Source organism: Megasphaera sp. AM44-1BH, assembly GCF_003467125.1.
In the GTDB taxonomy this organism is placed as follows: domain Bacteria; phylum Bacillota; class Negativicutes; order Veillonellales; family Megasphaeraceae; genus Megasphaera.
This window is the reverse complement of record NZ_QSFA01000003.1, coordinates 1-25,192: the sequence shown is the minus strand read 5'-3', so window position 1 is coordinate 25,192 and position 25,192 is coordinate 1. Positions and strand designations below refer to the sequence as shown.

The following is a 25,192-nucleotide window of genomic DNA, read 5'->3' as shown; positions in this document are numbered from 1 at the left end:
TCCTTATTTCATGAACCCCTGGTACTGTCTGTTGAGAACTAAGGATTCAGCCTGCTTCATCGTATCGATAGCAACACCGACGACGATAAGAAGTGCCGTACCGCCAAAGTATACCCCCTGGATACCCGTTACCCAGCCGATAAAGTTAGGCAGGATAGCCACAAAAGCCAGGAAGAACGCACCGGCGAGAGTAATTCTCGTCATGATGCGGTCGATATACAGTGCCGTCGGCTGACCAGGACGGATGCCCGGGATAAAGCCGCCGTATTTCTGCATATTTTCCGTGAGCTGGGGAATATTCAGCGTAATGGCAGTGTAGAAATATGTGAAGAACATGATCAGCAGTGCATACATGATAGTATTGGTCAGTGTACCCCAGGCAAAGAAGCTGGCAATCCACTGTACCGTATCATTCTGCACGAACTGGGCAATCGTAATAGGGAACATCAATACAGAAGAAGCAAAGATGATCGGAATAACGCCTGCCTGATTCACTTTCAAAGGAATATGTGTTGTGTGACCGCCATACATCTTACGGCCAACAACACGTTTGGCATACTGGACAGATACGCGACGCTGCCCCTGCGTTACTTCGATGACAACAACAATCATCAGAAGTGCAATGATGGCAAAGAGCAGAGCCTGGAAAATATTAATCGTACCGGCCTGTACGTATTTGTAAATCGTCATCACTCCATCAGGGAAGCGGGCAACGATACCGGCAAAGATGATAAGAGAGATCCCATTGCCAATACCACCGGCCGTAATCTGATCGCCAAGCCACATGAGGAAGCACGTTCCGGCAGTCAAGATGATGGAAACCATGAGAACCATGGCCCAGCTGTTATCTATCAGCGCATTGTTGACCTTTAAAGCATAACTCATGGCAAAAGCCTGGATGAAACCGAGGACAACCGTGCCCCAGCGAGTTACTTTCTGGATTTTATCACGGCCATCCTGATTGTCCTTTGCCCATTGCTCAAAGGTCGGTACCACTGACGTAAGAAGCTGCATGATGATAGATGCATTGATGTACGGTGTGATGCTCATTGCCAGTACGGAAAACTTGCTCAGGGCACCACCAGAGAATAAATCGAGGAGCCCGAACAGGTTACCACTGGAAAACAGATTTTCAATGACCGATGCATCCACACCGGGAACAGGGATATGTACACCAAGGCGGAAGATGATGAACATGATCAGAGTGAAGACTGCGCGCTTCCGGAATTCGGGAACATTCAGTACATTTTGGATGTTTTCTAACACCACAAATCACCCCTACTGTTCTGCTACCGGTTCTTCACCCGGTACAACCGCCTTGCCGCCTGCTGCTTCAATCTTCGCTTTAGCAGATTTTGTAAAGCCCTGAGCTACGACAGTGAGCTTCTTTTCCAATTCGCCATTGCCGAGGATACGGATACCATCGCGTACATTCTTGACGATACCGGCTTCTACGAGAGCAACCGGATCTACGGTAGCACCATCTTCAAAACGATTGAGCGTAGAAACGTTTACTTCTGCATAGTTTTTAGCCCAGATATTTTTAAATCCACGTTTCGGGAGCAGACGATACAGCGGCATCTGGCCACCTTCGAAGCCAGGACGTGTACCACCGCCACTACGGGAATTCTGACCTTTATTACCTCTGCCGGCTGTCGTTCCGTTACCGGAACCCGTACCGCGGCCTACGCGGAAATGTTTTTTCTTGGAGCCGGGAACAATTTTCATTTCATGAAGTTTCAATGAAGCGCACCTCCTTTTATATTAGATTTCTTCTACTTTAACTAAGTGTTCAACTTTATGAAGCATTCCTTTGATCTGCGGAGTAGCTTCTTTGATAACACTGGAATTCGTCTTGTGGAGACCCAGAGCGACAACCGTTGCGCGCTGATCGGCAGGACGGCTGGCAACGCTCTTTACAAGGGTAACTTTTACTTGAGACATTACGTATATCCTCCTTATCAGCCGTAAATTTCTTCTACTGTTTTGCCGCGGAGTTCAGCAACTTTGCTGACGTCTTTCAACTGGGAAAGGCCAGTAAGCGTAGCCTGAACCATGTTGTTCGGGTTGGAAGAACCCAGGGATTTCGTCAGAATGTTACGTACACCAGCCAGTTCCAATACGGAACGGACCGGGCCGCCGGCGATAACGCCAGTACCTTCAGCAGCCGGTTTCAAAAGAACTTTGCCAGCACCAAAGATACCTGTGATCTGGTGAGGAATAGAACCGTTTTTCAAAGGAACGGAGATGATATGCTTTTTGGCGTCTTCAACACCTTTGCGGATAGCTTCAGGAACTTCGCCAGCTTTACCTAAGCCTGCACCTACACGGCCATTGCCGTCACCGACAACAACGAGGGCACTGAAGGAAAAACGACGGCCGCCTTTTACTACTTTGGCAACACGGTTGATGAAAACGACATTTTCCTGTAATTCGAGACCTGCATGGTCAACTTTTGCCATGTGTTATTTCCTCCTTGACTAGAATTTCAAGCCAGCTTCACGAGCTGCTGCAGCCAGTGCTGCTACACGGCCATGATAAATATAACCGCCACGGTCAAATACTACTGTCGTGATGCCTTTTTCGATAGCTCGTTCAGCAACAAGTTTGCCAACCAGTTTAGCTGCTTCAGCATTACCGCCTTTGACATCCTGAGCTTTGATTTCCTTGTCCAGCGTGCTGGCGGAAACCAGGGTTACACCGTTGACATCATCAATGACCTGTGCATAAATATTGGAAAGGCTGCGGAAAACGTTCAAACGCGGACGTTCAGCCGTGCCGTTGATGTTCTTACGTAAGCGCCAGTGACGTTTTACGCGAATCGCATTCTTACTCTTTTTCAAGGAATTCACTCCTTTCTATATATAAATGACGTTATTATTTCTTCGTACCAGCTTTACCAGCTTTGCGGCGGACATGTTCACCAACATAGCGGATACCTTTTCCTTTATACGGTTCAGGCAGACGATAGCCACGGATCTTGGCAGCAAATTCGCCGACGTGTTCGTTATTGATACCGGAAATTACAATCTGCGTAGCACTCGGGCATTCAATCGTAATACCTTCCGGGGCATCGAGTTCGAGGGGATGGGAGAAGCCGAGAGTCAGGGCAAGTTTCTTGCCTTTCATCTGTGCTCTGTAACCAACACCAACGATTTCCAGTTCTTTTTTAAAGCCTTCCGTTACGCCTTTTACCATATTGGCAATGAGAGCACGGGTAAGGCCGTGCAGGGCGCGGTTATTTTTTTCGTCATTCGGACGTTCGACAGTAATAACATTGTCTTGTACTGTTACTTTCATATCCGGGTGAAGCGTACGGGTAAGTTCGCCTTTCGGGCCTTTAACGGTAATCACCTGGCCATCGAGGGTTGCTGTTACGCCTGCCGGGATATCAATAGGCATTCTACCTACTCGGGACATATTGACACCTCCAAAACGATTTACCAGACGTAAGCGATAACTTCGCCGCCCAGACCAAGTTTACGAGCTTTTTTATCAGTCATAACACCCTGGGACGTGGAAATTACTGCGATTCCCAAACCACCGAGAACGCGCGGTAATTCTTCTTTGCTAGCATAAACGCGCAGGCCCGGTTTAGAAATTCTCTTGATGCCGGTAATTACTTTTTCTTTATTAGAACCATATTTCAATGTGACTTTCAGCGTCTTGCCTTCGTCAACGGTTTCATAGTTCTTTACGAAGCCTTCTTCTTTCAGGATGTTCAGCACTGCGGCCTTCATCGTGGAAGCGGGCATTTCAACTTTTTCGTGATATGCCGAATTGGCATTACGGATTCTGGTGAGCATATCCGCAATCGGATCGGACATTACCATAATCTAAAACCTCCCTCCATATAATGAGTTACCAGCTGGCTTTTTTGACGCCAGGAATCTGACCTTTGTAAGCCAGGTCACGGAATGTGATACGGCTGATGCCGAATTTACGCATATAACCGTGAGGACGGCCGGTTACCTTGCAACGGTTGTGCAGACGAACCGGAGAAGCATTGGCAGGTAACTGGGAAAGTGCTTCATAGTCGCCTTTTGCTTTGAGTTCAGCACGGAGCTTAGCGTATTTGGCAACCATTTTTTCACGTTTCTTTTCACGTTCAAGCATAGATTTCTTTGCCATGTATGTTATCCTCCTCTATTACTTTTCAAAAGGCATGCCCATCAGTTTCAGCATATAACGGCCTTCTTCGTCCGTTTCCGCTGTCGTAACGATGGTGATGTCCATGCCGCGGGCTTTATCGACTTTATCATATTCGATTTCCGGGAAAATGAGCTGTTCCTTCAGACCCAGAGTATAGTTGCCACGGCCATCAAAACCCGTAGCGCTTACGCCGTGGAAGTCACGGACGCGGGGCAGCGTCAGGTTCATCAGTTTATCGAGGAATTCATACATCCGTTCGCCGCGAAGTGTAACTTTGCAGCCGAGGTTCATGCCTTCACGGATTTTAAAAGCTGCGATAGATTTCTTGGCCTTCGTAATCAACGGTTTCTGGCCAGAAATGATTGTCATATCGTTTACAGCAGCATCCAAGGCTTTGGAATTCGTAACGGCTTCACCAACAGCCATGTTGATGACGACCTTAGTCACCTTTGGAATCTGCATGACGTTTTTATAATTGTATTTTTCCTGTAACCCTTTCACTACATCCGAAAGGTAAAAATCTTTTAATCTGGACACTCTCAAGGCCCTCCCTTCTCTACGTTAAGTTAGATAGCTTTGCCGCTCTTGACAGCCGTGCGTACTTTTGTACCATCAGCCTGCTGTACCATTTTTACACGAGTCGGCTTGCCGCTTTCAGGATCTACGAGCATTACGTTAGAAACATGCAGTGCTGCTTCTTTTTCGATAATGCCGCCTTGAGGATTGTTCTGTGTCGGTTTTGTGTGACGTTTTACTTTATTAAGGCCTTCAACGACTACGCGGTCCTTTTTCGGATAGCAAGCGATGACTTTGCCTTTTTTGCCTTTTTCTTTGCCGGCGATGACGATAACGCTGTCACCGGTTTTGATATGCATTTTACCCATTGAGAACACCTCCTCCTTATAATACTTCCGGAGCCAGGGAGATGATCTTCATGAAATCTTTTTCACGCAGTTCTCTGGCAACGGGCCCAAAAATACGAGTGCCTTTCGGGCTCTTATCATTATTGATTACGACGGCTGCATTTTCATCGAAACGGATGTAGGAACCATCAGCACGGCGCAATCCTTTTTTAGAACGAACGATAACAGCTTTTACAACGTCGCCTTTCTTGACAACGCCGCCGGGTGTTGCATCTTTAACAGTGCAGGTGATAATATCACCGATGTTACCATATTTTCTGTACGAACCACCCATGACCTGGATGCAGAGTACTTTCTTCGCACCCGTGTTATCGGCAACATTCAACACAGTTTCTTGCTGAATCATGGCTTGACCTCCTAATTAATCGATCTTACTTCGCTTTTTCAACGATGGTGACTACTCGCCAATGTTTCTGCTTGGACAGGGGGCGGGTTTCTTCGATGCGTACGATATCACCGACGCCGCATTCGTTATTTTCGTCATGAGCTTTGAACTTTACAGTGCTGACGAGCGGCTTTTTGTAGAGTTCATGCTGTTCTTTATATTCTACTGCAACAACTACAGTCTTATCCATTTTGTTGCTGACTACTTTGCCTACGCGGATTTTGCGTTCATTTCTTTCCATCTGAGCTGTGACCTCCTTTTAGATTTTCCAATCCTGTGTGACTTACGCCTGTGCTTTCAATTCTGCTTCGCGCTGTACCGTTTTGATGCGAGCGATAGTTTTCTTTACTTCACGGATGCGCATGGGATTTTCTAATTGGCCGGTCGCATGTTGAAAACGGAGGTTAAACAATTCTTCTTTCAGGCTAACCACCTTTTCATCCATTTCGGCAGCGCTAAGAGCACGGATTTCTTTAACCTTCATTTTATTCACCACCTAATTCCTGACCTTTAACAACAAATTTAGTTTTAATCGGCAGCTTATGACCGGCAAGACGCATAGCTTCGCGAGCGACTTCTTCACTAACGCCACCCATTTCGAAGAGTACACGGCCCGGTTTTACAACGGCTACCCAGTATTCCGGCGAACCTTTACCAGAACCCATACGGGTTTCAGCCGGTTTAGCTGTAATCGGTTTGTCCGGGAAAATTTTAATCCATACTTTACCGCCACGTTTGATGTAACGGGTCATAGCAATACGGGAAGCTTCGATCTGACGGTTGGTAATCCAGGCAGGTTCCAAAGCTACAAGACCGAAATCGCCATGAGCTACTTTATTGCCACGCTGAGCCTTACCTTTTAAACGGCCGCGGAACTGTTTACGATGTTTGACACGTTTTGGAATTAACATCAGGCTTCACTCCCTTCACGTTTTTTCTGCGGAGCTTTTTTTACTTCCGGCAGGATTTCTCCTTTGTAGATCCAGCATTTTACGCCGATGCAGCCATAAGTTGTGTGCGCTGCTGCAAAGCCATAATCGATATCAGCGCGAAGTGTATGCAGAGGGATGGAACCATCGCGGACACTTTCGCTACGGGCGATTTCGGCACCGCCAAGACGGCCAGAGCACATGATTTTGATACCTTTGGCGCCCATACGCATCGTACGGCCTACGCACTGTTTCATAGCACGACGGAAACCAATACGGCGTTCGAGCTGGCTGGCAACGTTTTCAGCAACGAGAGTTGCGTCCATTTCAGCCTGTTTGATTTCAGCAATGTTAACATCGACATTTTTATCAGTAAAAGCTTTCAGAGCTTTTTTGATATCTTCAATACCAGCACCACCACGGCCGATGACCATGCCCGGTTTAGCTGTATGAATGATTAATTTGATACGTTTGGCAGAACGTTCGATTTCAATACGAGAAACGCCTGCAATAAATAACTGTTTCTTTAAGAAATCACGGATTTTGACGTCTTCGTTCAGAAGTGCAGCATAATCTTTTTCAGCATACCATTTTGCATCCCAAGGTTTTGAAACACCGACGCGAAATCCATGGGCGTTAACTTTTTGACCCACTACGTTTCCCTCCTTAAGCTCTTTCTTTTACTACAACAGTCACATGACTGGAATGTTTCAGGATCTTGAAAGCCTGTCCACGGCTACGGGGATGAATACGTTTCATCGTGGAGTCCTGGTCAACGAAGATTTCAGAAACATACAAAGAATCTGCGTTCATATCATTATTGTGTTCCGCATTGGCAACAGCCGAACGAAGAACTTTTTCTACAACCCGGGAACCTACTTTCGGAGTAAATTTGAGGATTGCGAAAGCTTCGCTCACGTTTTTGCCCCGTACGAGGTCAGCTACGATTCTGATCTTACGGGGGGCTATGCGGATATGTTTAGCAATTGCTCTTGCTTCCATGGTTAGTACCTCCCTTAGCCTGTTACTTTTTCAGATTTAGCATGACCTTTGAATGTACGTGTCGGAGCGAATTCGCCCAGTTTATGGCCAACCATATCTTCAGTGATATAAACAGGAACGTGTTTGCGGCCGTCGTGAACAGCAATCGTATGGCCTACAAAGCTAGGCAGAATGGTAGATGCACGAGACCAGGTTTTGACTACTTTTTTTTCATTGGCTTCGTTCATGGCGTCAATCTTTTTTACGAGATGAGCAGCAACAAACGGGCCTTTTTTTACGGATCTGGACACTTATATATCTCCTTTCCTGGACCTATTTACGTCTCTTCACAATAAACTTATTGGAAGCCTTCTTTGCTTCGCGGGTCTTCACGCCGTATGCAGGTTTACCCCACGGAGTAACCGGACGTTTACGACCAACAGGAGACTTACCTTCACCACCGCCATGAGGATGATCGCACGGATTCATGACAACACCACGGTTGCCCGGGCGGATACCCATCCAGCGGGAACGGCCGGCTTTACCGATTGTAAGGTTTTCATAATCCGGATTGCTGACGATGCCAACCGTTGCACGGCAGTTTACATGAACCTGACGTAATTCACCGGAAGGAAGACGAAGCAGTGCATAGTTTCCTTCTTTAGCGATGATCTGCGCAGAAGAACCAGCGGAACGGACCATCTGGCCGCCTTTGCCGATTTTCAGTTCAACGTTGTGTACGAGAGTACCAAGAGGAATCTTGCCGAGAGGCAGTGCATTCCCAGTTTTGATATCCGATTCCGGACCGGAAACGACGACATCGCCGACTTTCAGGCCGTTCGGAGCCAGAATATACTTCTTTTCGCCATCTGCATAAAACAGAAGGGCGATATTAGCAGAGCGGTTCGGATCGTATTCGATCGTTGCTACTTTTGCCGGGATATTGTCTTTGATACGTTTGAAATCAATCAAACGATAACGGCGTTTATGACCGCCGCCCTGATGGCGGACTGTCATTCTGCCCTGATTATTACGACCGCCCTTGCTCGTTACTTTGACCAGCAAGGATTTTTCCGGTTTGGACGCGGTAATTTCATCGAATGTCGAGACAGTCATGAAACGGCGGCCGGCGGAATACGGTTTAAAAGATTTAATGGCCATTTTGGTGCCTCCTCCTTATGTCAATATTGCTTATGCTTCAAAGAATTCGATTGTTTCGCCTTCCTGAAGGGTTACGATGGCTTTTTTGTAATCCGGGCGTTTACCAATATATTTGCCCATGCGTTTCATTTTGCCCATCGTGCGCAGTGTCGTAACGCTTTTAACTTTAACATTAAAAACTTTTTCTACGGCTTTGCGGATTTCAATCTTATTGGCATGGAGCGGTACCTTAAATGTATATTTGCCATCAGACATCATCATCGTTGTTTTTTCGGTGATGACCGGTTTTAACAAGAGATCATGCATATCCATTATCCGAGCACCTCCTCAATCTTAGCTACAGCGCTCTTCGTTACGAACAGCTTCGTGTAGTGGAGCAGGTCGAAAATGTTGATGCCCGTCGTGGAAACGGCTTTTACACCTTCGATGTTGCGTGCGCAGCGTGTTACGACTTCGTCATTATCCGTGACGAAGAGGACTTTTTCGCCCGTAAATTTGAAATTATTGATAATCTGTGCTACTTCTTTAGTTTTAGCAGCGGCCAGATTGATTTCGTCAAGTACAAACAATTCATTTGTGTTGACTTTATCGCTTAACGCGGATTTTACAGCAAGACGGCGGGCTTTGCGGGGCATCTTCTGTTCATACGAACGCGGATGGGGACCCCATACCGTACCGCCACCAACCCACAATGGGCTGCGGGTGCTGCCTACACGGGCCCGGCCGGTTCCTTTTTGTTTCCAGGGTTTTCTGCCGCCGCCGCGTACGAGACCACGGGTTTTGGTAGCATGTGTGCCCTGACGTTCATTGGCGAGCTGACGAAGTACAGCCTGTCTCATGACAGCTTCGTTCACTTCAACGCCAAATACGCTATCGTTCAATTCGATTTCACCGGTCTGTGCGCCGGTAATATTATACGTGCTTACTTTTGGCATTCTATTTTATCCTCCTTCCTGTATGACAACTATTAGCGGGGTTTTACGGTGTCACGAATCATGACAAGGCTGCCCTTGGCACCCGGGATACCACCTTTGATCAGGATCAGGTTCTTGTCCATATCGACTTTTACGACAGAGAGACGAAGAACAGTAGCCTGATTGCCACCATATTGTCCAGGAAGTTTTTTACCTTTGACGACTTTACCGCCGCCACCACTGGTCATAGGTCCGAGGGAGCCCGGTTCACGGTGAGATTTGGAGCCGTGACCCATAGGTCCGCGGTGGAAACCGTGACGTTCAATCGTACCAGCAAAACCTTTACCTTTACTGGTGCCAATTACGTCGACGAGATCGCCGCTTGCGAAAATATCAGCTGCCAGAGTTTGGCCTACCGTATATTCCGGCGTATCATCGAGACGTAATTCGCGAAGATACTTAACAGGTGTAACGCCTGCTTTGTCGAACTGACCCTTTACAGGTTTCGTCAGATGTTTTTCTTTGATGTCGCCATAGCCGATCTGAATGGAGTTGTATCCGTCTGTGTCAACAGTCTTTACACGGACAACTACGTTCGGGGATGCTTCAACGACTGTAACAGGGACGACTGCGCCTTCTTCAGTGAAGATCTGAGTCATTCCCAGTTTTTTACCCAAAATAGCTTTAGACATAATCGCACCTCCTCCTATAATTTGATTTCAATGTCTACGCCAGCCGGGAGATCGAGTCTCATGAGTGCATCAACGGTTTTGTTCGATGCTTCGAGAATATCGATCAAGCGTTTGTGCGTACGCAGTTCGAACTGTTCACGAGAGTCTTTGTTAACATGTGGGGAACGCAGAATCGTGAAGATGTTCTTTTCCGTCGGCAGCGGAATCGGGCCGGATACCATTGCACCTGTCCGTTTCGCCGTATCGACGATTTTCGCCGCGCTCTGATCCAGGATCTTGTGATCATACGCTTTGAGGCGAATTCTGATTCTTTCCTGTTTTGCCATTACGTAATTCCTCCTAACGTCCATTTCGTCGAATAGACTGCTCCATAGGAGTTTCCCCGCCGTGCGGGCAACATCCTATTTCATTGTTTTCGACGCGTCGCAACATAGATAGACAGAGATACCCTGTTGTCGCGTACTTACTTATCATACTACAATTCGGGCAGCGATGCAAGGATTTTTCCTGCGTTTTAGCCCCGTTTTATGCGCTTTCTGACCGATTCTGCATAGATGTTATTTCCTTTATTCATAAAAAAACATCTGCAGCATTTGCTGCAGATGTTTTTTACGTTTCTTCCTATATAAAGGGATTAGCCTTCGATTTCGGAAACAACGCCGGCGCCTACTGTACGGCCGCCTTCGCGGATAGCGAAGCGCAGACCTGCTTCAATAGCGATCGGTGTGATCAGTTCAACGTCCATTTTGACGTTATCGCCAGGCATGCACATTTCTGTGCCTTCCGGCAGCTGGATTACGCCCGTTACGTCCGTTGTACGGAAGTAGAACTGCGGACGATAGCCGTTGAAGAACGGGGTATGACGGCCGCCTTCTTCTTTCGTCAGGACATATACCTGTGCTTTGAATTTCGTGTGCGGATGAATCGTTCCCGGTTTTGCCAGTACCTGGCCACGTTCTACTTCTTTACGGTCGATACCACGGAGCAGTGCGCCGATGTTATCGCCGGCTTCTGCCAGATCCAGGATCTTACGGAACATTTCTACGCCTGTTACTACCGTATCTTTCGGCTGATCTGCCAGACCAACGATTTCTACGGGGTCGCCGACTTTAATCGTGCCACGTTCAACACGGCCCGTTGCAACGGTGCCACGGCCGGTGATGGTGAATACGTCTTCAACCGGCATCAGGAACGGTTTGTCTGTCGGACGGTCCGGAGTCGGGATGTATTCGTCAACGGCTTTCATGAGGTCTTTGATGGACTGTACGGCTTCAGGATCGCCTTCCAGCGCTTTGAGGGCGGAACCAACTACGATAGGTACATCGTCGCCAGGGAAATCGTAGGAAGTGAGAAGATCGCGGACTTCCATTTCTACGAGTTCAATCAGTTCCGGATCATCGACCTGGTCAGCTTTGTTGAGGTATACAACGATAGCCGGTACACCAACCTGGCGGGCCAGGAGGATGTGTTCACGGGTCTGGGGCATCGGGCCGTCAGCAGCGGATACGACGAGGATAGCGCCGTCCATCTGGGCAGCACCGGTGATCATGTTCTTGACATAGTCAGCATGCCCCGGGCAGTCAACGTGTGCATAGTGACGGGTCGGAGTTTCATATTCGACGTGTGCCGTGTTGATCGTAATACCACGTTCACGTTCTTCCGGAGCCTTATCGATATCAGCATATGCTTCAAACTGAGCTTTGCAGCCTTCCGTTTCGGAAAGGACCTTCGTAATAGCAGCCGTCAGCGTAGTTTTGCCGTGGTCAACGTGACCAATGGTACCAATGTTAACATGCGGTTTGGTTCTTTCGTAATGTTCTTTAGCCATTTGCATTTCCTCCAATGCGTATTTAGAATTTTTAGCCTCTTTCGCTGATAACTTTTTCCGCTACGTTCTTAGGAACTTCTTCGTAGTGGTCAAAGGTCATCGTATAAACACCACGGCCCTGCGTCTTGGAACGCAGATCCGTTGCGTAGCCAAACATTTCTGCCAGCGGAACAAAAGCATTGATATGTTCTGCGCCAGAGCGCATTTCCATGCCTTCTACACGACCGCGGCGGGAGTTGAGGTCGCCGATGACATCGCCCATGTATTCTTCAGGAACGACGACTTCGACTTTTGTATACGGTTCAAGGAGAACCGGATCAGCCTTTTTAGCACCATCTTTGAAACCCATGGAACCAGCAATCTTGAAGGCCATTTCCGAGGAGTCAACTTCATGATACGAGCCGTCATATACAACGACTTTGATATCTACCATCGGGAAGCCGGCAAGAACGCCTGTTTCCATTGCTTCTCTGACACCAGCTTCGACAGAACCGATATATTCTTTAGGAATGGCACCGCCAACGACTTTGTTTTCAAATTCGTAGCCTTTGCCCTGTTCCTGCGGAATCAGTTCCAGCCAGCAATCGCCATACTGACCACGGCCACCGGACTGACGTTTGAAGAAGCCACGTGCTTTGACATCTTTGCGGATTGTTTCACGATAAGCAACCTGCGGTTTACCTACATTGCAGGCAACTTTGAATTCGCGTGACATACGGTCAACAATGATGTCCAGATGCAATTCGCCCATACCAGAAATAATAGTCTGGCCTGTTTCAGCGTCAGTTTTGACCTTGAAGGTAGGATCTTCTTCAGCCAGACGGGCAAGGGCGATACCCATTTTTTCCTGGTCAGCTTTCGTCTTCGGTTCAACGGCAACGGAGATAACCGGATCAGGGAATTCCATCTTTTCGAGGATAATCGGATGTTTTTCATCGCACAGTGTATCACCGGTCGTCGTATCTTTCAGACCAACGATACCGCCGATATCACCAGTATAAGCGATGGATACTTCTTCACGATGGTTAGCGTGCATACGCAGGATACGGCCTACACGTTCTTTTTTGCCCTTCGTGGAGTTGTATACATAAGTACCTGCTTCGAGAGTACCGGAATATACACGGAAGAATGCCAGTTTCCCGACGAACGGGTCGGCCATGATTTTGAATGCCAGAGCCGAGAACGGAGCGTCGTCAGAGGCTTCACGAGTTTCTTCTTCTTCCGTATCCGGATTTGTACCTTTTACAGGCGGGATATCGAGCGGGCTCGGCATGTAGTCTACGACAGCGTCGAGCAACATCTGGATACCCTTATTTTTGTAAGCAGATCCGCAAAGTACCGGGAACAGTTTGTTCGTGCAGACAGCTTTTCGGATAGCCGCTTTGAGTTCATCGATGGTGATTTCTTCACCTTCGAGATATTTCATCATGAGATCTTCATCGGTATCGCATACAGCTTCAACCATGATATCATGATATTTTTTTGCTTCGTCTAATTCATCTTCAGGAATATCGACGACTTCAATTTCTTTACCAAGAGCATCATCATATACTTCAGCTTTCATGGTAATGAGATCGATGATACCGCGGAACGTTGTTTCAGCACCGATAGGGAGCTGAACGGCAACTGCGTTGGCCTGGAGACGATCTTTCATCATCTGAACAACGTTAAGGAAGTCAGCACCGGTCGTATCCATCTTATTGACGAATGCGATACGGGGAACATGATAATGTTCTGCCTGACGCCAAACCGTTTCAGACTGCGGTTCTACGCCGCCTTTAGCAGAGAAAACAGCAACAGAACCGTCAAGTACACGCAGAGAACGTTCAACTTCCACAGTGAAGTCAACGTGCCCCGGAGTATCGATGATGTTGATACGATATCCTTTCCAATGGGCCGTCGTAGCAGCAGACGTGATGGTGATACCACGTTCCTGTTCCTGGGCCATCCAGTCCATGGTAGCAGCGCCATCGTGGACTTCGCCGATTTTGTGAACACGGCCGGTGTAGAAAAGGATACGTTCTGTTGTCGTGGTTTTACCGGCATCAATGTGAGCCATGATACCAATATTTCTCGTTTTTTCCAAAGGAAATTCTCTACCCACGATTTTTTCCACTCCTCATGTAAATAGTCTAAATTACCAGCGATAATGAGCGAAAGCTTTGTTGGCTTCGGCCATCTTGTGCGTATCTTCCTTCTTCTTGACAGCAGCACCGGTATTGTTGAATGCATCCATCAGTTCAGCAGCCAGTTTTTCTTTCATCGTACGTTCGCCACGTTTGCGGGCGTAACCAACTGTCCAGCGGATACCGAGGGACAGGCGGCGGTCAGCACGTACTTCGACAGGTACCTGGTAGTTGGCACCACCAACACGGCGGGCACGTACTTCCAGGACAGGCATAACATTGTTGAGAGCCTGTTCAAAAACTTCCAACGGTTCTTTATTCATTTTGGAACGGATGATGTCGAATGCATCATAAACGATGGATTCAGCGACACCTTTTTTGCCGTCCAGCATTACTTTGTTGATGAAGCGCGTTACCAATTTGGAATGGTACACCGGATCCGGCAGCACATCGCGCTTCGGCACTGGGCCTTTTCTTGGCATGTCTAATTCCTCCTTTATATCATGCAGGTTATCTTTTCATCTGAGTCAGCAAATCTTATTTGCCTTTTTTAGCACCGTATTTGGAACGGGACTGTTTACGGTCGGATACACCAGCTGTATCCAGAGCACCGCGGACGATGTGATAACGTACACCAGGAAGGTCTTTGACACGACCGCCTCTGATTAAAACAACACTATGTTCCTGTAAATTGTGACCAATGCCAGGAATGTACGCAGTTACTTCGATAGCGTTCGTCAGGCGGACACGGGCAACTTTACGCAGAGCCGAGTTAGGTTTTTTCGGTGTAGCCGTGTATACACGGGTGCAGACACCACGTTTCTGCGGGCAGTTTTTCAAAGCCGGTGCTGTCGATTTTGTGATAGCGACCTGACGACCTTTACGAACCAATTGGTTGATTGTTGGCATGTGGGCACCTCCTCTCCAAACAATTAGATTTATAATGTAATCATCAATGAAGCATAAGCTTCAGGATGATGTTACCAGAATCAGCTGAGCAGTCCAACAGCCGCAGCCCCGACTTTTATCCGGCAGGCAAGCCCCAGTTCCGCCATCGTATAATTGCGGTCTGCGGCAATACCCATCTCAGCAGCCAGCGTAAGCAATGGTGCTGCCACCTGTTCGTCACAGTCATTGGCAACATACAGCTGTGTGACTTCGTTTCGTTTCATTGCTTTCAGCGTCTGTTTGGCACCAACCGTCTTTCTGGCTGTACCGAGCGATTCCAAGCTCACGAAACATCACTCCTTAAGACATACAATTTGGTCGCACGACTTGCATTGCGACACTTAGATATTTTATCATTCCCCTATTTCGATGTCAATGTATTTTTCGTAAAATAAGCCATCTATTATTACACAGTGCCGTGTGGTTCAATAATTATGCCATCTGGTATATATAGCTTGCGTAAAACGGGGTAAAAAAAACATCACATGAAGACGTTGATTATTCTTCATGTGATGTTTTTTTATATGATCTTAATGTCCGGCTTCCGGTGTGGTATCTTCTGGCTGGATGTCAATGGGATTGCCATCTTCATCTTCGTATTCCACAGTAGGAACCGTCTTGACAACTTTTACCTTGCGGTACCGGCTCATGCCTGTACCGGCAGGGATCAACTTGCCAATGATGACATTTTCCTTGAGGCCGAGAAGCGGATCGATCTTACCTTTGATGGCTGCATCGGTAAGGACGCGTGTCGTTTCCTGGAAAGAAGCGGCCGACAGGAAAGAATCCGTAGCCAGAGCTGCTTTGGTAATGCCCAGCAGCATAGGCTTGCCCATAGCCGGTTTGCCACCATTTGCTTCGATGCGCTTGTTCATGTCTTCAAAGACATTGACGTCGATATAATCGCCCGGCAATACATCGGCATCGCCAGCATCTTCAATCTTAATCTTGCGCAGCATCTGGCGCACGATGACTTCGATGTGTTTATCGTTGATGCCAACGCCCTGGGACTTATAAACTTTCTGTACTTCATATACGAGGTACCGCTGGGTTGCTTCTACTCCCTGGATACGCAGGATATCGTGAGGATTGATGGACCCGGACGTAATACGGCTGCCCTTTTCGATGACATCTCCTTCATGAACAACCAGGTGGGAACCGAAGGGAATCGTGTAGCTCCGTTCTTCCCCATCTTTGGAAAGGACATGAACGATGTTGATATCATGATGATCTTCTTTTTCCGTAATGGAAACGGTGCCGTCGATTTCCGTAATAATAGCATTGCCTTTCGGCTTACGGGCTTCAAACAATTCTTCGACACGGGGCAGACCTTGTGTGATATCACCAGCAGAAGCAACGCCACCAGTATGGAATGTACGCATAGTCAGCTGCGTGCCCGGTTCACCGATGGATTGGGCTGCGATAGTACCAACCGATTCGCCGACGTTGACCTTGCCGCCGGTACCCAGGTCGCGTCCGTAGCATTTAGCGCATACGCCATAGCGGCTGCGGCAGGTCAGGACGCTGCGGATCTTGACTTTATCATAATACTTGGCAATTTCCTTCGCCTGGTCTGCCATGATTTCTTCGTTAAGCGGCACGATGACTTCGCCTGTATCTTTGTTGATCAGTGTTTCCGCTGCCGTACGGCCTTCAATCCGGTCTTCCAGCGGTTCGATAATGCCATTACCTTCTACGATGGCTGTGACATAGACGCCACGGATATCGTTGTTACGTACTTTTACTTCCGTGACATCACTGCTCAGGATGCGGTCGATTGCATCTTCTGTGAGCGGAGTGCCAGCCGGGCATATTTCTGTGCCACAGGAGTCGATGACGGCTTCTTCGACAGATTTGCCGAGCATATTTTCAATCATAGCCTGGCGCAGGGAAGCACGGATGCTTTCTTCCGGCGCACCAAGATAGACATTTTCAATGACATTGGTGTGATTCATATCATCATTGATGTCGAGCTGGCTGCCATGGAGAGATAACTTAGGTACTTTATGAGCAACGAGTTCATCCATATCGTCTGTGGTGAGGACGTGTCCTTCCGGCAGAATGACTTCTCCGGTACCAGCATCGATGATATCAGCAGCCAGTACACGGCCGATAATCTTATCTGCCATGAGGGCGACAGCCTGACGGGTGGAACCAGCCAGACGGGCCCGTTCACGCACCAGATCGATACCAAAGACATCGCAGTCTTCTTCACGGACGATGACATCCTGGGAAACATCGACAAGACGACGGGTCAGATAACCCGAGTCAGCTGTACGCAATGCCGTATCGGCCAGACCTTTACGGGCGCCATGGGATGATGTGAAGTAATCCAATACGGACAAGCCTTCACGGAAGTTCGCCTTAATAGGCAAGTCGATGATACGTCCGGACGGGTCAGCCATCAGGCCACGCATACCGGCGACCTGACGGATCTGCTGTTTATTACCACGGGCACCGGAGTCAGCCATCATGAAGATAGAATTGAACGGGTCCATGTTATCCATCATGACTTCCGTAACGTCGTCGGTTGCCTTTTCCCAGATGGAGCAGGTCTTGCGATACCGTTCGTCTTCCGTAATAAGACCGCGTAGGTACATCTTGGATACATTCTGTACCTGCTTGTCAGCGGCATCAAGGATATCCCATTTTTCAGCCGGGATCTGAATATCCGAAATAGCGATAGACATGCCGGCCTGACGTGCATAATGATATCCGATTGCCTTGATGTTATCCAGCAGTTCGGCTGTCTTCGTGTTACCTACGAGATGGAAGCAGGCATCGACGAGTTTGCCTATCTGCTTTTTGTTCATGAGAACGCCGAGGCAGTTGACATCGACGTATTCTTTATCTTTCTTGAATTCCGCAACAGCTTCTTTATCCACTTTACGCGCCGGAAGCGGCCGGGTTTTCAGGAGATCGACGCCAAATTTTTCTTTAAGGGCGGAAAAACCGTAATCCAGGATACGGCCTTCACTATCCTTGATCTTGACAAAATGTGTCGTATCGATGAGGCCATTTTCATACGCAAATACCGTATCTTCCGGATTGGTGAATACCATGACTTTGTCCGTATGGAACAAACGCAGTGGTTCATAAATCTGATAGTTGTATAACAGTTTACCAGCCGTCGTTTCAATCAGGCCATGGCCCGGAATCCGGACTTTGATGAGTGCTTCGATATCAATGGCCTTGGCATCATAAGCCAGCATGACTTCATCATAATTGGAGAAAATTTTGCCTTCGCCTTTGGCAGCCGGTTTGACCAGAGTCAGATAGTAAGCACCAAGAACCATGTCCTGTGTCGGAACGGCAACAGGCTTGCCATCTTTCGGAGCCAGGATGTTGTGTGCCGATAACATGAGCGTACGGGCTTCCGACTGGGCTTCCACAGAAAGGGGCAGGTGGCAGGCCATCTGGTCCCCATCGAAGTCAGCATTGAATGCCGTGCAGACCAGCGGATGCAGTTTGATAGCCCGTCCTTCCCAGAGAATCGGTTCAAAAGCCTGGATACCCAGACGATGAAGCGTCGGGGCGCGGTTGAGGAGAACCGGATGTTCCTTGATGACATCTTCGAGGACATCCCATACTTCGTTGCTGACCCGTTCGACTTTCTTCTTGGCATTTTTGATATTGGTAGCAATGCCTTTTTCCACGAGTTTCTTCATGACGAAAGGCTTGAACAGTTCCAGTGCCATTTCCTTCGGCAAACCGCACTGATGCATTTTCAGTTCCGGTCCGACAACAATAACGGAACGGCCGGAATAGTCAACACGTTTACCGAGGAGGTTCTGACGGAAACGGCCCTGTTTCCCTTTCAGCATATCCGAAAGAGATTTGAGAGGACGATTGCCCGGGCCGGTAACAGGACGGCCGCGGCGGCCATTGTCGATAAGCGCATCGACGGCTTCCTGGAGCATACGCTTTTCATTACGGACGATAATATCCGGCGCCCCCAGTTCCAACAGACGGCTCAGACGGTTATTACGGTTGATGACACGGCGGTAAAGATCGTTCAGGTCCGATGTAGCAAACCGGCCGCCATCGAGCTGTACCATCGGGCGCAGTTCCGGCGGAATGACCGGGATGACATCCATAATCATCCATTCCGGTTTATTTCCGGAATGGCGGAATGCTTCTACGACTTCCAGACGGCGGATAGCACGGACACGGCGCTGACCGGACGAATCGCGCAATTCTTCCCGCAAATCCTTATCGAGCTGATCCAGATCCAGTTCCTGAAGGAGTTCTTTGACAGCAGCAGCTCCCATGCCAACGCGGAATTTATCGCCATACATATCCAGATACTGGCGATATTCCGTTTCAGTCAGCAGTTGTTTCTTGACCAGCGGCGTATCGCCCGGGTCGAGAACGATAAAGGAAGCGAAATACAGTACTTTTTCCAGAGAACGGGGCGAGATATCGAGAATCAGGCCCATCCGGCTCGGAATACCTTTAAAATACCAAATATGAGAAACCGGCGTAGCCAATTTGATATGACCCATCCGTTCGCGACGGACTTTGGCGCGGGTTACTTCAACGCCGCAACGGTCGCAGACGACACCTTTATAACGAATACGTTTATATTTGCCGCAATGGCATTCCCAGTCCTTGGTCGGCCCAAAGATGCGTTCGCAAAACAGGCCGTCCCGTTCCGGTTTCAGCGTACGGTAATTGATTGTTTCCGGCTTTTTGACTTCGCCATGAGACCATTCCAGGATTTTTTCCGGTGATGCCAGACCAATCCGCATTGAATCAAATTCATTCACATCCAGCACAAATACCGCTCCCTTCTCTATAGTGACAATTATTCATCTTCATTAGTTTCATCATCCGTGCTATCTTCTCCCGGGACGGTTTCATACGTCATGCCACTCATGATGTCATCTTCTTCACCGGCATTGACATATTCATCATCGCTGGTATCGGCTGCATCATCGGCAGGAGCTTCCGTCGGAGCATTATTTTCTCCTTCATGTTCCCCTTCCATGACGCGGCGCAGATCATCATTCTGTTCCGGTTCGACATCGTCTTCATCATCCAGTTCCTTGATGACGACTTCATCTCCGTCTTCATTGAGGATCTGGACATCCAGACCAATAGCCTGCAATTCTTTCAGCAGTACTTTGAATGATTCGGGAACACCCGGTTCCGGAATGTTTTCGCCTTTGACAATCTTTTCATAAGCCTTGACACGGCCAACGACATCGTCAGACTTGACGGTCAGCATTTCCTGCAAGGTATAGGCAGCACCATAGGCTTCAAGAGCCCAGACTTCCATTTCCCCGAAACGCTGGCCACCGAACTGTGCTTTACCACCAAGAGGCTGCTGGGTAACCAGAGAGTACGGGCCGGTCGAACGGGCATGGATCTTATCATCGACGAGGTGATGCAGTTTGAGGAAGTATGTGTAACCGACGGTAACGCGGCGGTCCATCGGTTCCCCTGTACGTCCATCATAGAGGACGGATTTCCCATCTTCAGGAAGACCGGTCAATTTCAGGGCTTCAAACACGTCTTCTGCATGAGCACCATCAAATACCGGCGTAGCAATGTGGATACCGGCTTTATCCGGTTTCGGCATGCCGTATTTATCATAATCATAGCCGGCAGCACGCAGTTTGCCTTCCAGTGTCGGATCCATGGCTTTAATCTGCAGTCCCAGTTCATGCATAGCCCAGCCCAGATGAGTTTCCAATACCTGTCCGATATTCATTCGGGACGGTACGCCTAACGGATTCAGTACGATCTGTACCGGTGTGCCATCTGGCAGGAAAGGCATATCTTCCTGACGCATGACGCGGGAAACGACACCTTTATTGCCGTGACGGCCGGACATCTTGTCCCCTTCATGGATCTTACGTTTCTGGGCAATGTATACGCGGACGAGGCGGTTGACGCCTGGCGGCAGTTCATCGTTATTTTCACGGGAGAAAATCCGTACATCCACAATCTTACCAGATTCGCCATGAGGTACACGCAGCGACGTATCGCGGACTTCCCGTTCCTTGTCGCCGAAAATAGCGCGCAGGAGCCGTTCTTCCGGTGTCAGTTCGGTTTCACCTTTCGGCGTGACCTTACCTACCAGGACGTCTCCCGGGAATACATCGGCACCGACCATGATGATACCGTCTTCATCAAGATTCTTCGTGCTGTCTTCACTGACATTCGGTATTTCACGGGTAATTTCTTCGGAACCCAGTTTGGTATCGCGGGCATCGCATTCGTATTCTTCAATGTGGATAGATGTATATAAATCGTTCTTTGGCAGATCTTCGCTCAGAAGAACCGCATCTTCGTAGTTATAGCCTTCCCAGGGCATATACGCAACGAGGATATTGTAACCAAGAGCCAGTTCGCCGCCATCCGTAGCCATGCCATCAGCCAGTACCTGGCCTTCTTCTACGTGTTCGCCTTTATAGACGAGGGGGCGCTGGTTGATACATGTACTCTGGTTGGAACGGACGAACTTGATCAGACGATATTTGTCTTCCGTACCGCTGTCGGTGCTGACGATGATTTCATCACCCGTAACCCGTTTGATGACACCGGCATGTTTGGCCAGGATGCAGACGCCGGAGTCGCAGGCGGCTTTATATTCCATCCCCGTCCCGACGAGCGGTGCCTGGGTACGGAGGAGCGGTACAGCCTGACGCTGCATGTTGGCACCCATGAGGGCACGGTTCGCATCATCGTTTTCCAGGAACGGAATCATAGACGTACCAACGGATACAACTTCCTTAGGCGATACGTCCATGAAATCGACCCGTTCGGCACGGAATTCACGAGTATCTTCACCATGACGGCAGGCAACACGTTCGTGTACGAAATGACCGTCTTCCGTCAGCGGTTCATTAGCCTGTGCAATGATATACTGTTCTTCTTCATCAGCTGTAATATAGTGTACATCGTCGGTAACGACATGTGTTTCTTTATCTACACGGCGGTATGGTGCTTCGATGAAACCAAATTCATTAACCTTGCCGAAGCAGGCCAGTGAGGAAATCAGACCGATGTTCGGACCTTCTGGTGTTTCTACCGGGCACATACGGCCGTAATGGGAATGATGAACGTCGCGGACTTCAAAGCCTGCGCGTTCACGGGACAAACCGCCAGGGCCAAGGGCGCTCAGACGGCGTTTATGTGTCAGTTCAGCCAGAGGATTCGTCTGGTCCATGAACTGGGACAGCTGGCTGGAACCAAAGAATTCTTTAATAGCGGCTACGACAGGCCGGATATTAATCAATACTTGCGGCGTAATCTGTTCCGAATCCTGGATAGTCATGCGTTCACGGACTACCCGTTCCATACGGGTAAGGCCGATACGGAACTGGTTCTGCAGCAATTCTCCGACGCAGCGCAGACGGCGGTTGCCCAGATGGTCGATATCATCGACAGTGCCGAACCCATCCATCAGATTGAGGAGATAATCGATATTGGCGATAATATCTTCTCTGGTAATCGTACGATGTTCATACGGGAGATTGCTATTGTTGCAGATAATCTTATATACGGAACCATCCTGTTTTTCAACAAAGGCTTCGACGAGGCCGCCGCCATCGCCAGCCGGGGCATCTTCCGCAATTTCGCGGTGGAAAACGCCACTTTCACGGATTTTTTCAACTTCCTGTGAACCAATAGTCGTATGGGCATCGACAATGATTTCCCCTGTTTCCGGATTGACAATCGGTTCGTGGAGTGTCTGGCCAAAAAGTCGGCGTTCCCAGCCCAGTTTCTTACCGGCTTTATAGCGGCCTACGCGGGCCATATCATAGCGGCGGGAGTCAAAGAACAACCCTTCGAAAAGATTGCGGGCACTTTCTACTGTCGGCGGTTCACCGGGACGGAGTTTCTTGTAGATTTCTACAAGAGCTTCATCCTGAGATTCTGTCGTATCCTTTTCAAACGTAGCTTTGAGGCGTTTATCATCATAGAAAAGATCGAGGATATCGGCGTTAGTGGACCAGCCAAGAGCGCGGATAAGTACCGTCACGGGAATCTTACGGTTACGGTCAATACGGGCATAGACGATATCATTGGCATCGGTTTCCAGTTCAATCCAGGCACCGCGGTTCGGGATGACCGTCGAATTGTACAGACGGATGCCCATGGGGTCGATTTCACGGCCATAGTACACACCTGGTGAGCGGACAAGCTGGCTGACAATAACACGTTCTGCGCCGTTAATAATAAACGTACCTGTATCAGTAATCAGCGGGAAGTCGCCCATGAATACTTCCTGGTCCTTGATTTCGCCGGTCACATGGTTGACGAGACGGATCTGGACGCGGAGCGGTGCGGCATATGTCGTATCCCGTTCCTTGCATTCACGGATATCGTACTTCGGTTCCCCTAATTTAAAATCTTCAAAAGATAAGGATAAATTCCCCGCAGCGTCTTCAATCGGCGAAATATCCCTGAATATGTCTTTGAGTCCCTTTTCTAAGAACCATTCGTAGGATTTAATCTGTAAATCCAGCAAATGGGGCATCTTCAAGACTTCGTTGATTTTCGCATACGTATAGCGGGTCCTTTTCCCAACTTGTACAGGTTTGAACATGCTGTTACTTCACCCCTTATAAAAACTAAACCACCAATGAAAGTGTGTGAAACTTGCGAAAAGCGACAAAAAAGCAAGGCTCCATATCAAGAATAGACTGAACCTTGCTTAATTTTTGTTAACCGGAAGCAGTTCCTCCATGTATCTCACAAATAGCATACTCGCAAATTGAACATTTTGCAATGAGTTATTATAGCACATGGAGTCACTTCCGTCAATATGTAATTTTTATTTTTTTCATCCTGTTTATTTGCTGATTTTTGCCAGCGTGTATTTTTTCTTGCCTTTGCGGACAATGACATACTTGCCGTTCGAATTTTTGTGAGGCCGTACGATTTCATCAAGGCTGGTCACTTTGACGCCGTTGATTGTAACAGCACCATTGGTGATATCTTCACGGGCCTGCCGTTTGGACGAATAAATCGTCGAATCAACCAGCCAGTTGACAACATCTTTTTCTTCGTTCGTCACATCGACAGTCGGCATCTTGCCGAAGGCCTGTTCCAGTTCATGTTCCGTAAGGTCTGCAATGCTGCCGTGATACAGGGCTTCTGTGATGTTCTGGGCTTCTTTGAGAGCCTGTTCACTATGTACGAACCGGGTAACTTCTTCTGCCAGACGGCGCTGGGCCAGACGTTTTTCCGGTTCCTTTTCCACGGCTTCCGCCAGAGCATCGATTTCTTCCTTGCCGAGGAATGTAAAGTATTTGAGGTACTTGACGACATCGGCATCGTCCTGATTAAGCCAGAACTGATAGAATTCAAAGGGCGATGTCTTTTCCGGATCAAGCCAGATAGCTCCGCCTGCGGTCTTGCCGAACTTTGTGCCATCCGATTTGAGCATGAGCGGAATCGTCAGTGCATATACCGGTGTATTGCCGCCATGCATCTTGCGGATCATATCGATACCGCCCGTAATATTGCCCCACTGATCCGCACCGCCAACCTGGAGCTGTACGTCATATTTGCTGTACAGATGTTCATAATCGACAGCCTGGAGAATCTGATAGGTAAATTCCGTAAACGAAATACCTGCTTCCAGACGGCTGGCTACGACTTCTTTTGCGAGCATGACATTAATTGGGAATAGCTTACCATAATCACGTAGAAAATCAAGAAGGCTGATTTTGGACAGCCAGTCAAAGTTATTAACGAACGTAATGTTTTCATCATCGCCAAAAAGATGCGTAAACTGGGCTTTCAATTTTTCGGCATTATCATGGATTTTTTCCATCGTCTGCAGCTTGCGTTCCGTCTTACGGCCGCTGGGATCGCCGATAGCACCGGTACCGCCGCCGATGACGATATACGGATGATGGCCCTGGAGGGCAAACCGTTTCAGCATCATAAAGGGAATAAGATGTCCTATATGAAGACTGTCACCAGTAGGATCGACGCCGCAATACAGAGAAATTTTCTTTTCGTCAGTCAATTTGCGGAGATTTTCTTCTTCTGTCATCTGATTGATGGCTCCACGCCAAGTCAGTTCGTCAATAATATTCATGGAATCGGCTCCTTATCTTCGTAGGATTGTGTTCTAATTATTCATTATAGACTACACGGCCCGGTCCGTCAAACCAAATCGAATAGAAAA

General features: G+C 48.4%; 30 protein-coding genes. All 30 read right to left on the bottom strand.

From position 1 onward, the window contains the following. Window positions 1-3: 3 nt before the first annotated feature. The gene (gene secY, locus DW949_RS03680; RefSeq protein ID WP_118021919.1) at window positions 4-1,266 is read right to left on the bottom strand and encodes a preprotein translocase subunit SecY; all 1,263 of its coding nucleotides are present in this window, start codon (window positions 1,264-1,266) and stop codon (window positions 4-6) included. Window positions 1,267-1,278: 12 nt separating this feature from the next. Beyond that, on the bottom strand, window positions 1,279-1,743 hold the full coding sequence (gene rplO, locus DW949_RS03675) for a 50S ribosomal protein L15 (RefSeq protein WP_118021918.1): 465 nt from the start codon (window positions 1,741-1,743) through the stop codon (window positions 1,279-1,281). Between the two features lie 21 nt (window positions 1,744-1,764). Continuing rightward, window positions 1,765-1,944 (bottom strand): 50S ribosomal protein L30, encoded by a 180-nt coding sequence (gene rpmD / locus DW949_RS03670; RefSeq protein WP_059076106.1) that lies wholly within the window; start codon window positions 1,942-1,944, stop codon window positions 1,765-1,767. Between the two features lie 17 nt (window positions 1,945-1,961). After that, window positions 1,962-2,462, bottom strand: coding sequence for a 30S ribosomal protein S5 (gene rpsE / locus DW949_RS03665; protein WP_059076105.1), 501 nt, complete (start codon window positions 2,460-2,462; stop codon window positions 1,962-1,964). Between the two features lie 18 nt (window positions 2,463-2,480). Continuing rightward, window positions 2,481-2,843, bottom strand: a complete 363-nt coding sequence (gene rplR / locus DW949_RS03660; protein WP_059076104.1) for a 50S ribosomal protein L18 — start codon at window positions 2,841-2,843, stop codon at window positions 2,481-2,483. A gap of 34 nt (window positions 2,844-2,877) precedes the next feature. Then, window positions 2,878-3,420: a 50S ribosomal protein L6 gene (rplF, locus tag DW949_RS03655; RefSeq protein WP_118021917.1), complete on the bottom strand. Its 543-nt coding sequence runs from the start codon at window positions 3,418-3,420 to the stop codon at window positions 2,878-2,880. 20 nt (window positions 3,421-3,440) lie between these two features. After that, complete coding sequence (gene rpsH, locus DW949_RS03650; protein ID WP_059076102.1) at window positions 3,441-3,833, bottom strand: 30S ribosomal protein S8; 393 nt, start codon at window positions 3,831-3,833, stop codon at window positions 3,441-3,443. 28 nt (window positions 3,834-3,861) lie between these two features. Beyond that, complete coding sequence (gene rpsN, locus DW949_RS03645) at window positions 3,862-4,131, bottom strand: 30S ribosomal protein S14 (RefSeq protein WP_059076101.1); 270 nt, start codon at window positions 4,129-4,131, stop codon at window positions 3,862-3,864. Between the two features lie 18 nt (window positions 4,132-4,149). Beyond that, entirely contained in the window at window positions 4,150-4,689 is a 540-nt protein-coding gene (rplE, locus tag DW949_RS03640; protein WP_118021916.1) for a 50S ribosomal protein L5, read from the bottom strand. Window positions 4,690-4,718: 29 nt separating this feature from the next. Further along, window positions 4,719-5,027, bottom strand: a complete 309-nt coding sequence (rplX, locus tag DW949_RS03635; RefSeq protein ID WP_172793335.1) for a 50S ribosomal protein L24 — start codon at window positions 5,025-5,027, stop codon at window positions 4,719-4,721. Window positions 5,028-5,052: 25 nt separating this feature from the next. Beyond that, window positions 5,053-5,421 (bottom strand): 50S ribosomal protein L14, encoded by a 369-nt coding sequence (rplN, locus tag DW949_RS03630; RefSeq protein ID WP_059076098.1) that lies wholly within the window; start codon window positions 5,419-5,421, stop codon window positions 5,053-5,055. A gap of 25 nt (window positions 5,422-5,446) precedes the next feature. Then, window positions 5,447-5,701 carry a 30S ribosomal protein S17 gene (gene rpsQ, locus DW949_RS03625; RefSeq protein ID WP_059076097.1) on the bottom strand — a complete coding sequence of 85 codons (255 nt, stop codon included), beginning with the start codon at window positions 5,699-5,701 and terminating at the stop codon, window positions 5,447-5,449. A gap of 42 nt (window positions 5,702-5,743) precedes the next feature. Beyond that, window positions 5,744-5,944 (bottom strand): 50S ribosomal protein L29, encoded by a 201-nt coding sequence (rpmC, locus tag DW949_RS03620; protein ID WP_014015743.1) that lies wholly within the window; start codon window positions 5,942-5,944, stop codon window positions 5,744-5,746. Window position 5,945: 1 nt separating this feature from the next. Beyond that, window positions 5,946-6,371: a 50S ribosomal protein L16 gene (gene rplP / locus DW949_RS03615; protein ID WP_118021915.1), complete on the bottom strand. Its 426-nt coding sequence runs from the start codon at window positions 6,369-6,371 to the stop codon at window positions 5,946-5,948. Next, entirely contained in the window at window positions 6,371-7,042 is a 672-nt protein-coding gene (gene rpsC / locus DW949_RS03610; RefSeq protein ID WP_059076095.1) for a 30S ribosomal protein S3, read from the bottom strand. Before rpsC ends, rplP begins: the two co-directional genes overlap by 1 nt. Before the next feature lie 13 nt (window positions 7,043-7,055). Beyond that, complete coding sequence (gene rplV / locus DW949_RS03605; protein WP_059076094.1) at window positions 7,056-7,391, bottom strand: 50S ribosomal protein L22; 336 nt, start codon at window positions 7,389-7,391, stop codon at window positions 7,056-7,058. Between the two features lie 14 nt (window positions 7,392-7,405). After that, window positions 7,406-7,681, bottom strand: coding sequence for a 30S ribosomal protein S19 (gene rpsS / locus DW949_RS03600; protein WP_059076093.1), 276 nt, complete (start codon window positions 7,679-7,681; stop codon window positions 7,406-7,408). Window positions 7,682-7,703: 22 nt separating this feature from the next. Further along, complete coding sequence (gene rplB / locus DW949_RS03595) at window positions 7,704-8,531, bottom strand: 50S ribosomal protein L2 (RefSeq protein WP_059076092.1); 828 nt, start codon at window positions 8,529-8,531, stop codon at window positions 7,704-7,706. Between the two features lie 30 nt (window positions 8,532-8,561). Further along, window positions 8,562-8,843, bottom strand: a complete 282-nt coding sequence (gene rplW / locus DW949_RS03590; RefSeq protein WP_118021914.1) for a 50S ribosomal protein L23 — start codon at window positions 8,841-8,843, stop codon at window positions 8,562-8,564. Continuing rightward, entirely contained in the window at window positions 8,843-9,466 is a 624-nt protein-coding gene (rplD, locus tag DW949_RS03585; protein ID WP_118021913.1) for a 50S ribosomal protein L4, read from the bottom strand. The genes rplW and rplD overlap by 1 nt, the downstream gene beginning before the upstream one ends. Window positions 9,467-9,498: 32 nt before the next feature. Further along, window positions 9,499-10,137: a 50S ribosomal protein L3 gene (gene rplC / locus DW949_RS03580; protein WP_118021912.1), complete on the bottom strand. Its 639-nt coding sequence runs from the start codon at window positions 10,135-10,137 to the stop codon at window positions 9,499-9,501. 14 nt (window positions 10,138-10,151) lie between these two features. Then, complete coding sequence (rpsJ, locus tag DW949_RS03575; RefSeq protein WP_059076088.1) at window positions 10,152-10,463, bottom strand: 30S ribosomal protein S10; 312 nt, start codon at window positions 10,461-10,463, stop codon at window positions 10,152-10,154. A 308-nt stretch (window positions 10,464-10,771) separates the two neighbouring features. Then, window positions 10,772-11,965 (bottom strand): elongation factor Tu, encoded by a 1,194-nt coding sequence (tuf, locus tag DW949_RS03570; protein ID WP_113855078.1) that lies wholly within the window; start codon window positions 11,963-11,965, stop codon window positions 10,772-10,774. A 31-nt stretch (window positions 11,966-11,996) separates the two neighbouring features. Beyond that, window positions 11,997-14,069, bottom strand: a complete 2,073-nt coding sequence (gene fusA / locus DW949_RS03565; RefSeq protein WP_118021911.1) for an elongation factor G — start codon at window positions 14,067-14,069, stop codon at window positions 11,997-11,999. Between the two features lie 33 nt (window positions 14,070-14,102). Then, complete coding sequence (gene rpsG / locus DW949_RS03560; protein ID WP_059075692.1) at window positions 14,103-14,573, bottom strand: 30S ribosomal protein S7; 471 nt, start codon at window positions 14,571-14,573, stop codon at window positions 14,103-14,105. A 55-nt stretch (window positions 14,574-14,628) separates the two neighbouring features. Beyond that, the gene (rpsL, locus tag DW949_RS03555; RefSeq protein WP_118021910.1) at window positions 14,629-15,000 is read right to left on the bottom strand and encodes a 30S ribosomal protein S12; all 372 of its coding nucleotides are present in this window, start codon (window positions 14,998-15,000) and stop codon (window positions 14,629-14,631) included. A gap of 80 nt (window positions 15,001-15,080) precedes the next feature. After that, the gene (locus tag DW949_RS03550) at window positions 15,081-15,326 is read right to left on the bottom strand and encodes a ribosomal L7Ae/L30e/S12e/Gadd45 family protein (RefSeq protein ID WP_118021909.1); all 246 of its coding nucleotides are present in this window, start codon (window positions 15,324-15,326) and stop codon (window positions 15,081-15,083) included. Between the two features lie 243 nt (window positions 15,327-15,569). Beyond that, on the bottom strand, window positions 15,570-19,817 hold the full coding sequence (rpoC, locus tag DW949_RS03545; RefSeq protein WP_118021908.1) for a DNA-directed RNA polymerase subunit beta': 4,248 nt from the start codon (window positions 19,815-19,817) through the stop codon (window positions 15,570-15,572). A 29-nt stretch (window positions 19,818-19,846) separates the two neighbouring features. After that, on the bottom strand, window positions 19,847-23,599 hold the full coding sequence (gene rpoB, locus DW949_RS03540; RefSeq protein WP_118021907.1) for a DNA-directed RNA polymerase subunit beta: 3,753 nt from the start codon (window positions 23,597-23,599) through the stop codon (window positions 19,847-19,849). Between the two features lie 246 nt (window positions 23,600-23,845). Continuing rightward, a complete protein-coding gene (tyrS, locus tag DW949_RS03535; RefSeq protein ID WP_118021906.1) occupies window positions 23,846-25,102 on the bottom strand; it encodes a tyrosine--tRNA ligase in 1,257 nt (418 codons plus the stop codon). Between the last annotated feature and the right edge of the window lie 90 nt (window positions 25,103-25,192).

Bases quoted from the DNA above. Each gene is read 5' to 3' on its own strand.
- rpmD (WP_059076106.1), bottom strand. From the start codon at position 1,944: ATGTCTCAAGTAAAAGTTACCCTTGTAAAGAGCGTTGCCAGCCGTCCT.
- rpsE (WP_059076105.1), bottom strand. From the start codon at position 2,462: ATGGCAAAAGTTGACCATGCAGGTCTCGAATTACAGGAAAATGTCGTT.
- rplF (WP_118021917.1), bottom strand. From the start codon at position 3,420: ATGTCCCGAGTAGGTAGAATGCCTATTGATATCCCGGCAGGCGTAACA.
- rpsH (WP_059076102.1), bottom strand. From the start codon at position 3,833: ATGGTAATGTCCGATCCGATTGCGGATATGCTCACCAGAATCCGTAAT.
- rpsN (WP_059076101.1), bottom strand. From the start codon at position 4,131: ATGGCAAAGAAATCTATGCTTGAACGTGAAAAGAAACGTGAAAAAATG.
- rplX (WP_172793335.1), bottom strand. From the start codon at position 5,027: ATGCATATCAAAACCGGTGACAGCGTTATCGTCATCGCCGGCAAAGAA.
- rplN (WP_059076098.1), bottom strand. From the start codon at position 5,421: ATGATTCAGCAAGAAACTGTGTTGAATGTTGCCGATAACACGGGTGCG.
- rpsQ (WP_059076097.1), bottom strand. From the start codon at position 5,701: ATGGAAAGAAATGAACGCAAAATCCGCGTAGGCAAAGTAGTCAGCAAC.
- rpmC (WP_014015743.1), bottom strand. From the start codon at position 5,944: ATGAAGGTTAAAGAAATCCGTGCTCTTAGCGCTGCCGAAATGGATGAA.
- rplP (WP_118021915.1), bottom strand. From the start codon at position 6,371: ATGTTAATTCCAAAACGTGTCAAACATCGTAAACAGTTCCGCGGCCGT.
- rplV (WP_059076094.1), bottom strand. From the start codon at position 7,391: ATGGAAGCAAGAGCAATTGCTAAACATATCCGCATAGCCCCCCGTAAG.
- rplB (WP_059076092.1), bottom strand. From the start codon at position 8,531: ATGGCCATTAAATCTTTTAAACCGTATTCCGCCGGCCGCCGTTTCATG.
- rplW (WP_118021914.1), bottom strand. From the start codon at position 8,843: ATGGATATGCATGATCTCTTGTTAAAACCGGTCATCACCGAAAAAACA.
- rplD (WP_118021913.1), bottom strand. From the start codon at position 9,466: ATGCCAAAAGTAAGCACGTATAATATTACCGGCGCACAGACCGGTGAA.
- rplC (WP_118021912.1), bottom strand. From the start codon at position 10,137: ATGTCTAAAGCTATTTTGGGTAAAAAACTGGGAATGACTCAGATCTTC.
- rpsJ (WP_059076088.1), bottom strand. From the start codon at position 10,463: ATGGCAAAACAGGAAAGAATCAGAATTCGCCTCAAAGCGTATGATCAC.
- tuf (WP_113855078.1), bottom strand. From the start codon at position 11,965: ATGGCTAAAGAACATTACGAAAGAACCAAACCGCATGTTAACATTGGT.
- rpsG (WP_059075692.1), bottom strand. From the start codon at position 14,573: ATGCCAAGAAAAGGCCCAGTGCCGAAGCGCGATGTGCTGCCGGATCCG.
- rpsL (WP_118021910.1), bottom strand. From the start codon at position 15,000: ATGCCAACAATCAACCAATTGGTTCGTAAAGGTCGTCAGGTCGCTATC.
- rpoB (WP_118021907.1), bottom strand. From the start codon at position 23,599: ATGTTCAAACCTGTACAAGTTGGGAAAAGGACCCGCTATACGTATGCG.
- tyrS (WP_118021906.1), bottom strand. From the start codon at position 25,102: ATGAATATTATTGACGAACTGACTTGGCGTGGAGCCATCAATCAGATG.